Below are 12243 nucleotides of genomic sequence, written 5' to 3'. Positions count from 1 at the left end.
GGCGGTGGATTGTTACGCCTGCCGGAACAACGAGACGTTCGATCGGCTGCCGCCTCGGGAGCGGATCGCCGCGGACCGGTTCTGGCGGGTGGCGCACGACTTCAACAGCAGTCTGCCCGGGTGGCTCGTCCTGGTCCCGCGGCGTCACGCGACCTCCATCGCGGAGCTGACCGACGAGGAGGCGAGCACGCTCGGCACCTGGCAGGTGCGACTGTCGCGTGCACTGCAGGAGGTCACCGGCTGCGTCAAGACCTACGTGGTGCAGTTCGCCGAGAAGGAGGGCTTCGCCCACGTGCACTTCCACATCGTGCCCCGCATGCCGGACCTGCCCGCCGAGCGTCGCGGGCCGGGCGTCTTCCGGTACCTGAACGACACCGGCGCCCGCCTGCCCGAGGCACGACGCGACGAGCTCGCCGTCGCCATCCGGGCCGCCCTGCGATGAGCGGCCTCGCCGCCGGCGACGGATCCGGTGCCGGGTCACAGGCCGGCGGCCGCGTCGTAGCGCCCTCGCAGGTCGGCCATCTCCTCGGTGGTCAGGGCCTCTTTGGAAGCCAGTTCGGCGTACGGCGAGGGGAACATCTGCCGGAGCCGGTCGGCGTACTTGACCTCGGCGGTGGCCTCGACGACCTGGATGCAGGGCGGGTCGCTGGACATGTCGAGGATGACCGGGCCGGCCAGCTTGACCGCCACGTCCCACGGCCGCTGGCCCTCGGCCACCCCGCACAGGTGGAAGCCGTAGACCGTCTTCACGTCGGCGAGCGCGGTGACCTCCGCCGGCTCGTAGCCGTAGACGCGGACGCCGCAGATCACCGCCGCCTCCGCGGTCGTGGCCCCGTGGCCGGCGTGCTGGTGCTGTTCGGGGCTGGACTGTTCGAGCGTCGTACGCATCCGGGTCATGATCTGGGTTTGCAGATCCTCGGGATCGGCGCCGGAGCGGGACAGCACGACCGCCCCGGCGGTGGCCGTCAGCAGCGCCACCGCGGCCCCGATGTAGCGGGTCCTCATGATTCACCTCGGGGTAGTTCCGGCCCGGGGGGAGCGCCGGGCCGGACGGGTCAGACGAAGTTGACGTCGCTGCACCACATGTAGGCCTGGTCGAGGTGCGAGGCCTGCCAGATGACGAAGAGGATGTGGTGCCCGGTGTAACCCGAGGTGGTGATGTTGAACGAGATGTTCTGTGCCGGGGCGTACCTACCGGTCTGCGTGATGAAGTCGAGGTTTCCCCAGCCGAGGGTCTGGGTGGCCGGGTTGAACCCCTGCTTGCTCACGTAGACGCGGAAGTAGTCGGCGCCGTGACTCGCCTGGTCGTACAGCTGGACCGTCATGTTGCGGCTGACGTTGGTGGTCTTCCAGGCGCCCGGCCGGTTCAGGCTGTCGTTGCGGGTCAGGCCGTTGCTGCACAGCTGCCCGTCCGGCGTGCGGGCCTGGAACTGGGCGCCCAGCCCGTCCCGGAGCGCGGACATCCAGTTCCACATGGTGTCCGGGTTCGCCTGGAACGCCTGGTAACACATCGGGTCCTGGGTCTGCATGGCCGGGTTGGTGTGCTGGCTACCCCAGGTCTTCCAGCACTGATAGGCGCGGGTCGCGGGGTTGATGATGGTGCCGTGTGCCTGGGCGGCTCCGGTCCAGGGCAGCATGCTGATCATCGTGGCGAGCGCGACGAGCAGCACTTGAAGGGACCGGCGGGTGGTGCGGTGGGACTCGTGTCGGGGCACGATACGTCTCCAATCTTCGGCTTTCAGGGGATTGGGAGCGCTCCCGGCAAGTATTACGTCAATGTGTCGGGATATCAACTGATGTCAATCAGTTGAGTGTGCCGAAAACCGGAGCCGCGCCGGTTGACAGGGTGACCCGGCGGTGGATCGGATAGCGGAGTGAAGGCTGTGGTCTACACCCGCTACGGGGAACCGGACGTTCTGCGTCTGACGGACGTGCCCGCGCCGGTGCCGGGTGCGCGGGAGATCCTGATCCGGGTGCGGGCGGCCGAGGCCACCAAATCCGACTGCGAGCTCAGGGGATTCCGGTTCGCGGTGAAGTGGTTCTGGCTTCCCCTGCGGATCGCGGTCGGCATCCGGAGGCCGCGACGGCACATCCTGGGTGGCTACTTCGCCGGTGAGGTGGTGTCGGTGGGCGAGCGGGTCACCCGGTTCGCCGCCGGTGACCCGGTCTACGGCGGCTCCGGACTGCGGCTGGGCGGGTACGGCGAGTACGTCGTCGTCCCCGAGGACGCCGCGATCGCCCCCAAGCCGCGGACCATGACGTTCGCGGAGGCGGCCGCCGTCCCGCTCGGCGGGCTCAACGCGCTGCACTTCATGCGGCGTGCCGGTGTCGAACCGGGGGAGCGGGTGCTGATCAACGGTGCGGGCGGCAGCATCGGCGCGCACGCGGTCCAGATCGCCCGCTCGATGGGGGCGCATGTCACCGCGGTCGACCACGCGATCAAGGAGGAGTTCGTCCGGGGTCTCGGAGCCGGTGACTTCATCGACTACACCACGGTCGACGTCACGACCACCGGCCGCCGGTTCGACGTCGTCCTCGACATGGTCGCCGGAAGCCCGCACGGCCGGCTGATCGGCATGCTCGAACCGGGCGGGCGCTATCTCAACGGCAACCCGCGGCTGTCGGTGCTGAGCCGAGGGCTGACCGACCGGAGCGTGATCGTCACGTTCGCGCCGGAGAGCCGGGAGGACCTGGCCGACCTCACCGCGATGATCGAGGCCGGGTCCGTGCGGCCGATCGTCGACCGGGTCTACCCGATGGCGGAGACGGCCGAGGCGCACCGCCGGGTGGAGACCGAGCAACGGATCGGTGCGATCGTGATCGCCATCGGCGACCCGGCGGCGGACCCCGGCCGGCCGGAAGGGCCGACCGGGGTGCACTGAGGTGGATCAGCGCAGGTCGAAGCGGTCCAGCTCCATGACCTTGACCCACGCGGCGACGAAGTCCTTGACGAACTTCTCGCGGGCGTCGGCGCTGGCGTAGACCTCGGCGAGGGCGCGCAGCTGCGAGTTCGAGCCGAAGATCAGGTCGACCACGGTGGCGGTCCACTCGACCTTGCCGGTGGTCACATCCTGGATCTCGTACAGGTGCTCCTGGGTCTCCGACGCCTTCCACCGGGTGCCCGGGGAGAGCAGCCTGACGAAGAAGTCGTTGGTGAGCGCGCCGCGGCCACCGCCGGACAGCGCGCGCAGGCCGCCGACCAGGACGGTCATCTCCGGCGCGGTGAGGTTCAGCATGTACGCCCGGTCGACGAGCAGCACCTCGGGCTGGGTCTTCTCGCCCGGCCGCAGGTAGTTGCGGAAACCGTCGGCCCGCGGCTCCAGGACCTTGAACGACTCGACGTCGGTCTGCTCCTGCGTGGCGTCGGTGCGGCCCGGGTGGAACGGCACGGCCACCGGGTGCCCGGCCTCCGCGGCGGCCTTCTCCACGGCGGCGCCGCCGGCCAGCACGATCAGGTCGGCCAGCGAGATCTTCGCGTCACCGGACGCGTTGAACTCCTGCTGGATCTTCTCCAGCGCGTCGATCACCGGGATGACCGGCTGGTTGACCTCCCAGCTGCGCTGGGGTTCCAGGCGGATCCGGGCGCCGTTGGCGCCGCCGCGCTTGTCGGTGGACCGGAAGGTCGCGGCTGACGCCCACGCGGCCGACACGAGCTGGTCGGTGGTCAGACCGGATTCGAGGACCTTCGACTTCAGTGCGGCGATGTCGGCCTCCCCGACCAGCGGGTGGTCGACGGCCGGAACCGGGTCCTGCCACAGCTGCGCCTCCGGGACCCACGGGCCGAGGAAGCGGGCGACCGGGCCCATGTCACGGTGCAGCAGCTTGTACCACGCCTTGGCGAAGGCGAGGGCGAACTCGTCGGGGTTCGCCAGGAAGCGGCGGGAGATCTTCTCGTACGCCGGGTCCATGCGCAGCGACAGGTCGGTCGTCAGCATGGTCGGCTTGTGCTTCTTCGACGGGTCGTGTGCGTCCGGGATGATCGCCTCGGCGTCCTTGGCGACCCACTGCTTGGCGCCGCCGGGGCTGGTGGTGAGCTCCCACTCGTACCCGAAAAGGATCTCGAAGAAACGGTTGCTCCACTGGGTCGGCCGGTCGGTCCAGGTGACCTCGAGCCCACTGGTGATCGTGTCGGCGCCCTTGCCGGTGCCGTGCGTGCTCAGCCAGCCCAGGCCCTGCGCCTCCAGCGGCGCGCCCTCCGGCTCGGCGCCCACGTGGTCGTCGGCGACGCCCGCGCCGTGGGTCTTGCCGAAGGTGTGACCGCCGGCGATCAGCGCCACGGTCTCCTCGTCGTTCATCGCCATCCGGGCGAACGTCTCCCGGATGAAGTGCGCCGCGGCGAGCGGGTCGGCGCTGCCGCGCGGGCCCTCCGGGTTGACGTAGATGAGACCCATCTCGGTGGCGCCGACACCCTCGGACATGGTCTTCTCGGACACGTACCGCTCGTCACCGAGCCAGGTGTCCTCCGGGCCCCAGAAGATCTCCTCCGGCTCCCACACGTCCTCGCGGCCGAAGCCGAAACCGAAGGTCTTGAAGCCCATCGACTCCAGGGCCACGTTGCCGGCCAGCACCAGCAGGTCGGCCCAGGAGATCTTCTGCCCGTACTTGGCCTTGACCGGCCAGAGCAGGCGGCGGGCCTTGTCCAGGTTGGCGTTGTCCGGCCAGCTGTTGAGCGGGGCGAAGCGCTGTCCGCCGTCACCGGCGCCGCCGCGGCCGTCGTGGATCCGGTAGGTGCCGGCGGCGTGCCAGCTGAGCCGGATCATCAGGCCGCCGTAGTGGCCGAAGTCGGCCGGCCACCAGTCCTGCGAGGTGGTGAGAACGGTGACGATGTCGGCCTTGAGAGCCTCGACGTCGAGCTTCTCGAACTCCTTGGCGTAGTCGAACTCCGGGCCGAGCGGGTTGCCCTTCGACGAGTGGGCGTGCAGCACCGACAGGTCGAGCTGGTTCGGCCACCAGTCCCGGTTGCTGCGCGGACGGCCACCGGTCTTGGGCTCGGGCGAAGGGATTCCCGGGTTCTCGCTCTCGCTGCCGTGCGCGGTCACCGAGTCGTGCGCGACCGGACAGCCGCTCTGCTTCGGGTCTTGGATGTCGCTCATCAGCTACCTTCTTCCGAACGTTTGGTCACGCAGTCGGGGCAGGTGCCCCAGTAGACGACCTCCGCCTCCTCGACCACGAACCCGTGATCGTCGGAGGCGGTGAGGCAGGGGGCGTGTCCGACCGCGCAGTCGACGTCGGCGATCGTGCCGCAGCCGCGGCACACGACGTGATGATGGTTGTCGCGCACGCGGGTCTCGTAACGGGCGGTCGCTCCGGCGGGCTGGATGCGCCGGATCAGGCCGGTGTCGGTGAGCGCACGCAGCACATCGTAGACCGCCTGGTGGGAGACCGACGGGAGATCCGCTCGCACCAGCTCGATCACCGTGTCGGTGTCGACGTGCGGGTGGTCGCGCAGCGTGGCGAGCACGGCCAGGCGTGGCCGGGTCACCCGCAGCGAGACGGCCCGCAGCTGCGCCTCGAGGTCGGACGTCATGCCACGACCTTAACCCGCTTTTCTGGAATCGTTCCAGTTTTACCGGAGCTCGGCCCGGCGGGGCCGCTCTCAGCGGGGCGGCTCCCAGCCGGGACGGGCGGGCCGCAGGCCGCCGCGCGGGTCACGGTAGCGGTAGACCACGTACGGGCGGGTGAGGTAGCCGACCGGTGCGCTGAACGCGTGCACCAGCCGGGTGAACGGCCAGCACGCGAACAGCACGAACGCCGCGATCACGTGGACCTTGAAGGAGGCCGGTACGGCGGTCATCAGGGCGGCGTCGGGTCGCAGCGTGAACAGCGAGCGCAGCCACGGCGACACGGTCTCCCGGTAGTCGTAGCCGCCGCCGGCGATGTTCGCCTTCACGGTCGCCAGGAGGCCCAGCAGGATCACCGAGCCCAGCACCACGTACATCGCCTTGTCGTTGCGGGTGGTGGCGGCGAAGACCGGGCCGGTCAGGCGGCGGCGGAGGATGAGGATCGCCATGCCGATCAGCGTGCACAGGCCGGCCACCGTGCCGATGAGGACGGCCATCAGGTGATAGAGGTGTTCGGTGATGCCCACGGCCTCGGTCCACGACTTCGGGATCAGCAGGCCGATGACGTGCCCGATCAGCACGAACAGCACTCCGAAGTGGAACATCGGGCTGCCCCAGCGCAGGTAGTTGGTCTCGTACAGCTGGGAGGAGCGGGTGGTCCAGCCGAACTTGTCGTAGCGGTAGCGCCAGACGGTCCCGCCGATCAGCACCACGATCGACAGGTACGGGAAGATCACCCACAGGAACGTGTTCATCGGCTGCTCCCGAACGGTTGCAGGCCCACCCGTTCGGCCGGCGGGCCGGTCCGGGCCAGGGCGGTGGCGGCGTCGAGATCCCCGGGCGTGGGGGCCGGGAGCAGGGCGCGGACGGCCTCGACGGCGTGCCGGTAGACGGACTTCTCCAGCGACCGGGCCAGCAGGTCGAGGCCGATCCGGTGCTCTCGCAGCAGCCGCCAGCCGGTGTCGTCGGCGGCCGCCAGGTCGAGGACCGCGGGCAGGTAGTCGGGCAGTTCGCCGTCGACCACCTCGTACCCCGAGGTCTTGAACGCGGCGGCGAAACCGGCCAGCGCCTCGCCGCGCCTCCGGGTGTCACCGCAGGTGTAGTAGGTCAGGTGCAGGCTGGACCGGCGGCGGAAGTCGAACTGGTCGACGTATGCGGCGCGCAGGCCGCCCGGCTCGCCGGCGGCCCGGTGGGTGGCGACCGGCCGGAGCGATGCCGCGATCCGGGTGGGCAGCATCGGCAGGGCGTCGAGGATCAGGGGTACGGCGGCGAGCACGTGATCGTCGGGGTAGCGCAGCAGCAGGGAGGCGGCGCGGGCGGCGAGAGCGGTCACGACCGGTCCTCCTCACGCGGCGGGAACATGCCCTCCGGGGTGCCCTTGCCGTCCCAGTTCAGCAGGTTGAGGCGGCGCGGCTCGTCGGCGGTCTGCCGGTCCCGCAGCATGTGGAAGGTCTCCACCTGCACCGGCACCGGTGTTCCGGACGCCTCACCGAACGGGCCGGTCTGGTACATGCCGGGGCCGCCCTCGTAGTCCAGTGAGCACTCGGCGCCGAGACCCTCCAGCCGGTGGGCGTCCTCGGCGTGCGCGGACGGGATGACGTACCGCTGCTCGTACTTGGCGATGGCGAGAAGCCGGTACATGTTGTCCATCTCGCCGGTGGTCATCCCGACGGCCGCCGGGATCGAGCCGTCCGGCTTCTCGCCCAGGTTGATCCGGCGCTGGTAGGCGCGCATCGCGGCGAGCCGGTTCAGGGCGTCCCGGACCGGAGCCGGGTCGCCCGCGGTGAACAGTTCGGCCAGGTAGTCCATCGGGATGCGCAGGGCGTCCACGGCGCCGAACAGGTTGTGCGGGTCCTCGCCGTCGTGGCCGGTGTCGCGCAGCACGTCGACGACCGGCGACAGTGGCGGGATGTACCAGACCATCGGCATGGTGCGGTACTCCGGATGCAGCGGCAGCGCCACCTCGTACTTCATGATCAGATCCCAGACCGGGGACCGTCTCGCGGCGTCGATCCAGTCCTCGGGGATGCCCGCCCGGTCCGCCGCGGCGGCCACCTTCGGGTCGTGCGGGTCCAGGAAGACCGAGCGCTGGGCGTCGTACAGGTCGTGCTCGTCCCGGACGGCCGCGGCCTTCGCGACGGCGTCCGCGTCGTACAGCATCAGGCCGATGTAGCGCAGGCGGCCGACGCAGGTCTCCGAGCAGATGGTGGGCTGGCCGATCTCGATGCGCGGGAAGCAGAACGTGCACTTCTCGGCCTTGCCGGTGCGGTGGTTGAAATACACCTTCTTGTACGGGCACCCGGTCACGCACATCCGCCAGCCCCGGCACCGGTCCTGGTCGACCAGCACGATCCCGTCCTCGGCCCGCTTGTAGATGGCGCCGGACGGGCAGGACGCGGCACACGACGGGTTGAGGCAGTGCTCGCAGATGCGCGGCAGGAAGAACAGGAACGCCTTCTCGTACTCCTGGCGCACCTGGTCGGAGACCCGTTGCAGGATCGGGTCGCCGGCCAGCACCTCGTTGCCGCCGCCGAGCGAATCGTCCCAGTTCGCCGACCAGGTCACCTTGGTGTCCTCGCCGGTGAGCAGCGACTTCGGGCGGGCCACCGGCAGGTCCTCGCCGGCCGGGGCGGTCAGCAGGTGCTCGTAGTCGTAGGTCCACGGTTCGTAGTAGTCGCGCATCCGCGGCAGGATCGGGTTGGCGAATATGCTGAGCAGCCTCTTGATCCGGCCACCGGAGCGGGGCTTGAGCCGACCGGTCCGGGTGCGCACCCAGCCGCCCTGCCAGCGGTCCTGGTCCTGATAGGTGCGTGGATAGCCCTGCCCGGGGCGGGACTCGACGTTGTTGAACCACACGTACTCGACGCCGGAGCGGTTGGTCCACGCCTGCTTGCAGGTGACCGAGCAGGTGTGACAGCCGATGCACTTGTCGAGATTCATGACCATCGCGGTCTGGGCCATCACCCGCATCTCAGTACTCCACGTCCTGCGACCGGCGGCGGATCACGGTCACCTCGTCGCGCTGGTTGCCGGTCGGGCCGAGATAGTTGAACGCGAACGACAGCTGGGCGTACCCGCCGATCAGGTGGGTGGGTTTGACCAGCAGCCGGGTCAGCGAGTTGTGGATGCCGCCGCGCCGGCCGTTGATCTCGGCTTTCGGCACGTCGATCACCCGTTCCTGGGCGTGGTAGAAGTACACCGTGCCCTCGGGCATCTTGTGCGACACGACGGCCCGGCAGACCACCACGCCGTTGCGGTTGACCGCCTCGATCCACTCGTTGTCGCGGACCCCGATCTTCCCGGCGTCCGCCTCGCTCATCCACATGGTCGGCCCGCCGCGGGACAGCGTCAGCATGATCAGGTTGTCCTGGTACTCGGAGTGGATCGACCATTTCGAGTGCGGCGTCAGGTAGCGCAGGGTGATCTCGAGCTCGCCGTTGCGCCCGAGCCGTGGCTCGCCGAAGAGCCGGTGCATGTCCAGCGGCGGCCGGAAGATCGGCAGCGCCTCACCGGCCTCGTGCATCCAGTCGTGGTCGAGGAAGAAGTGCTGGCGCCCGGTCAGCGTGTGCCACGGTTTGAGCCGCTCCACATTGATGGTGAACGGCGAGTAGCGGCGCCCACCGGTCTCGCTGCCCGACCACTCCGGGCTGGTGATCACCGGGACCGGCCGGGACTGGCAGTCGGCGAAGGTGATCTGCTTGCCCTCGTGCTCGGCGGCCAGGTCGGCGAGCCGCACCCCGGTCCGCTTCTCCACGTCGTGGAAGCCCTCGGTGGCGACCCGCCCGTTGGTGGTGCCGGAGAGCGCCAGGATCGCCTCGCAGGCGTGGACGTCCCGGACCAGCGACGGCCGGTCGCCGAGGACCACGCCGTTCTTGCGGCGCAGGTAGTCGATCTCCGGGCGGACGTCGACGTGCACGCCCTTGCCGGTGGTGCCGAGCGTGTCCAGCAGCGGCCCGAGCGCGCCCAGCCGGTCGGCGACCGCCCCGTAGTCGCGTTCCACCACCACGATCTTCGGCATGGTCCGGCCGGGCACCGGCACCTCGCCGGTCTCCTGCCAGTCGGTGACCCGCCCGTACGGGGTGGCCATCGCGTCCGGCGTGTCGTGCAGCAGCGGCGCGGCCACCAGGTCTTTTCGTACCCCCAGATGGGTTTTGGCCAGGGCGGAGAAATGCCGGGCCAGGCCGTGGAAGATGTCGAAGTCGGTCCGGGTCTGCCACGGCGGGCTGATCGCCGGGGTGAACGCGTGGATGAACGGGTGCATGTCCGTGGTGTTCAGGTCGTGCTTCTCGTACCAGGTGGCGGCCGGGAGCACGATGTCGGACAGCAGCGTGGTCGACGTCATCCGGAAGTCGAGGCTGAGCATCAGGTCGAGCTTGCCCTCCGGCGCCTCACCCCGGCCGGACACGTCGGTGGCCCGCAGGTTCGAGCGGGTGCCGAGCAGGTGCTTGAGGAAGTACTCGTTGCCCTTCGCCGACGAACCGAGGATGTTGGCCCGCCAGGCGGTGAACACCCGGGGCCAGTTCTTCGGATCGTCCGGGTCGGCGCAGGCGAACCCGAGCCGCCCGGCGTGCAGCTCGTTCGCCACGTGCGGGCCCGGGTCGTCGCCGGCCTCGTCGGCCAGATCCAGCGGGTTACGGTCGAACGTCGGCATCGACGGCATCCAGCCCAGGCGCGCCGACTGGGCCAGCAGGTCCATGGTGTGCCGGCCGGCGAACAGCCCGGTGCCGGTCGGCGACGCGACCGTGTCGGCGGTGTACGTGTCGTAACGCCACTGGTCGGTGTGGGTGTACCAGTACGCGGTGCCGATCATCTGCCGCGGCGGCCGCACCCAGTCCAGCGCGAAGGCGAGCTGCTGCCAGCCGGTGACCGGGCGGCACTTCTCCTGGCCCACGTAGTGCGCCCAGCCGCCGCCGTTGACGCCCTGGCAGCCGGTCAGGGTGACCAGCGCCAGGATCGCCCGGTAGGTGGTGTCGCCGTGGAACCACTGGTTCACGCCCGCGCCGAGCAGGATCATCGACCGGCCGCCGGACCGTTCCGCGTTGTCGGCGAACTCCCGCGCCACCCGGGCCACCTGCGCCGCCGGGACACCGGTGATCGGCTCCTGCCACGCCGGGGTGTAGGGCTGCTCCGGGTCGTCGTAGCCGGCCGGCCACTGCCCGGGCAGTTCCGGCCGGGACACCCCGTACTGGGCCAGCATCAGGTCGAACACGCTGGTCACCAGCTGGCCGTCGACCATGCGGGTGGGTACGCCGCGGCGTACCGTGCCCGGGTCGCCGAGATCGAAGCGCGGCAGCACGATCTCCACCGTGTCGCCGGCGCCCAGACAGGTCAGCGCCGGTTCGATGCCGCCGAGATCGAGGTTCCACTGCCCCGGCTCGGCGCCGAACCGGTGCCCGAGACCGCCGCGCGGCGCCGCTGGCGCGCCGGTGGCTGTATCCCACACCATCGGCTTGAAATCGTCACCGAGGAAGCGGTCCGGCTGGTAGGCGCCGTCCGGCCGCCGCGTCAGCGTGATCAGGTAGGGCAGGTCGGTGTACCGGCGCACGTAGTCGACGAACCGCGGGGTGCGCCGGTCGACAAAGAACTCCTTGAGGATCACGTGGCCCATCGCCATCGCCAGCGCCCCGTCGGTGCCCGGCTGGGCCGGCATCCACTCGTCGGCGAACTTCACGTTGTCGGCGAAATCCGGGCTCACCACGACGACCTTCTGCCCCCGGTAGCGGGCCTCGGCCATCCAGTGCGCGTCCGGAGTGCGGGTGACCGGGATGTTGGAGCCCCACATCAGCAGGTAGGAGGCGTCCCACCAGTCACCGGACTCGGGCACGTCGGTCTGGTCACCGAACACCTGCGGCGAGGCCACCGGCAGGTCCGCGTACCAGTCGTAGAACGACAGCATGGTGCCGCCGATCAGGCTGATGAACCGGGCGCCGACCGCGTGCGACACCATCGACATGGCCGGAATCGGGGAGAACCCGGCGATCCGGTCCGGTCCGTACTCCTTGATCGCGTGCACGTGGGCGGCCGCGGCCATCTCCAGGGCCTCGTCCCAGTTCACCCGGACCAGGCCACCCTGGCCACGGGCCCGCTGGTAGGAGCGCCGCTTCGCCGGATCGTTCTGGATCTCGGCCCACGCGGCCACCGGGTCACCGAGCCGCTGCCGCGCCTCCCGGAACATCTCGATCAGAACCCCGCGGGCGTACGGGTACCGCACGCGCGTGGGGGAGTAGGTGTACCAGGAGAACGCCGCCCCGCGCGGGCAGCCCCGTGGCTCGTACTCCGGGCGGTCCGGCCCGGCGGTCGGGTAGTCGGTCTGCTGCTGCTCCCAGGTGATGATGCCGTCGCGGACGTACACCTTCCACGAGCACGAGCCGGTGCAGTTGACCCCGTGGGTGGAGCGTACCACCTTGTCGTACGACCAGCGATCGCGGTAGAAGGCGTCCGCCTCGCGCCCACCGATCTGGTAGAGCGCCCGGCCGTCCGGCGAGACCCGCGCCCGCCTGATCAGACCGCCGAACCGCAACAACGCCTGTCCGGAACCATCCGCCATGGAGCGATCCTCCCGGGTGATTTGCCTCGGTCCCACATTCGTCCGAGCCGTGCGCCGGTGCAAGCGGAATGGCGAACCCGGGCCCGCATCTGTGCCACGCTGACCGGAGAAGACTGCCCAAACGGAGAGACCGTT

Annotated in this window: 10 protein-coding genes; 2 read left to right on the top strand and 8 right to left on the bottom strand. The window is 70.0% G+C overall.

What is annotated here, in order from left to right:
• Positions 1–4: 4 nt before the first annotated feature.
• Positions 5–442, top strand: a complete 438-nt coding sequence (locus J5X75_RS22150) for an HIT family protein (RefSeq protein ID WP_208469392.1) — start codon at positions 5–7, stop codon at positions 440–442.
• A 35-nt stretch (positions 443–477) separates the two neighbouring features.
• Here the strand turns inward: J5X75_RS22150 and J5X75_RS22145 are convergent, their stop codons facing one another.
• Together J5X75_RS22145 and J5X75_RS22140 are read right to left on the bottom strand one after the other, a co-directional pair.
• The gene (locus J5X75_RS22145) at positions 478–1005 is read right to left on the bottom strand and encodes a hypothetical protein (protein WP_208469391.1); all 528 of its coding nucleotides are present in this window, start codon (positions 1003–1005) and stop codon (positions 478–480) included.
• Positions 1006–1055: 50 nt separating this feature from the next.
• Entirely contained in the window at positions 1056–1715 is a 660-nt protein-coding gene (locus J5X75_RS22140) for a lytic polysaccharide monooxygenase auxiliary activity family 9 protein (protein ID WP_307798196.1), read from the bottom strand.
• Positions 1716–1874: 159 nt separating this feature from the next.
• On the opposite strand from J5X75_RS22140, the gene J5X75_RS22135 reads away from it, so the two are divergent.
• Positions 1875–2882 (top strand): NAD(P)-dependent alcohol dehydrogenase, encoded by a 1008-nt coding sequence (locus J5X75_RS22135; protein ID WP_208469390.1) that lies wholly within the window; start codon positions 1875–1877, stop codon positions 2880–2882.
• 6 nt (positions 2883–2888) lie between these two features.
• On the opposite strand, the gene katG is transcribed toward J5X75_RS22135, so the two are convergent.
• The 6 genes from katG to J5X75_RS22105 form a co-directional block, all read right to left on the bottom strand.
• Complete coding sequence (gene katG, locus J5X75_RS22130) at positions 2889–5093, bottom strand: catalase/peroxidase HPI (protein ID WP_208469389.1); 2205 nt, start codon at positions 5091–5093, stop codon at positions 2889–2891.
• Positions 5093–5527, bottom strand: a complete 435-nt coding sequence (locus tag J5X75_RS22125; RefSeq protein WP_208469388.1) for a Fur family transcriptional regulator — start codon at positions 5525–5527, stop codon at positions 5093–5095. Before J5X75_RS22125 ends, katG begins: the two co-directional genes overlap by 1 nt.
• 69 nt (positions 5528–5596) lie before the next feature.
• On the bottom strand, positions 5597–6316 hold the full coding sequence (narI, locus tag J5X75_RS22120; RefSeq protein ID WP_208469387.1) for a respiratory nitrate reductase subunit gamma: 720 nt from the start codon (positions 6314–6316) through the stop codon (positions 5597–5599).
• On the bottom strand, positions 6313–6894 hold the full coding sequence (gene narJ / locus J5X75_RS22115) for a nitrate reductase molybdenum cofactor assembly chaperone (RefSeq protein ID WP_208469386.1): 582 nt from the start codon (positions 6892–6894) through the stop codon (positions 6313–6315). The genes narI and narJ overlap by 4 nt, the downstream gene beginning before the upstream one ends.
• Positions 6891–8531, bottom strand: coding sequence for a nitrate reductase subunit beta (narH, locus tag J5X75_RS22110; RefSeq protein WP_208469385.1), 1641 nt, complete (start codon positions 8529–8531; stop codon positions 6891–6893). Before narH ends, narJ begins: the two co-directional genes overlap by 4 nt.
• Before the next feature lies 1 nt (position 8532).
• A complete protein-coding gene (locus tag J5X75_RS22105) occupies positions 8533–12108 on the bottom strand; it encodes a nitrate reductase subunit alpha (protein ID WP_208469384.1) in 3576 nt (1191 codons plus the stop codon).
• Positions 12109–12243 lie beyond the last annotated feature (135 nt).

It is taken from the genome of Actinoplanes flavus, from assembly GCF_017592555.1.
GTDB lineage: Bacteria > Actinomycetota > Actinomycetes > Mycobacteriales > Micromonosporaceae > Actinoplanes > Actinoplanes flavus.
The sequence above is the reverse complement of the archived record's forward strand: the minus strand, read 5'-3'. Positions and strand labels throughout refer to the sequence as shown.

What these genes read in the sequence shown, in the direction of transcription:
- J5X75_RS22125 (WP_208469388.1), bottom strand. Translation starts at nt 5,527, where the DNA reads ATGACGTCCGACCTCGAGGCGCAGCTGCGGGCCGTCTCGCTGCGGGTG.
- katG (WP_208469389.1), bottom strand. Translation starts at nt 5,093, where the DNA reads ATGAGCGACATCCAAGACCCGAAGCAGAGCGGCTGTCCGGTCGCGCAC.
- J5X75_RS22105 (WP_208469384.1), bottom strand. Translation starts at nt 12,108, where the DNA reads ATGGCGGATGGTTCCGGACAGGCGTTGTTGCGGTTCGGCGGTCTGATC.
- J5X75_RS22145 (WP_208469391.1), bottom strand. Translation starts at nt 1,005, where the DNA reads ATGAGGACCCGCTACATCGGGGCCGCGGTGGCGCTGCTGACGGCCACC.
- narI (WP_208469387.1), bottom strand. Translation starts at nt 6,316, where the DNA reads ATGAACACGTTCCTGTGGGTGATCTTCCCGTACCTGTCGATCGTGGTG.
- narH (WP_208469385.1), bottom strand. Translation starts at nt 8,531, where the DNA reads ATGCGGGTGATGGCCCAGACCGCGATGGTCATGAATCTCGACAAGTGC.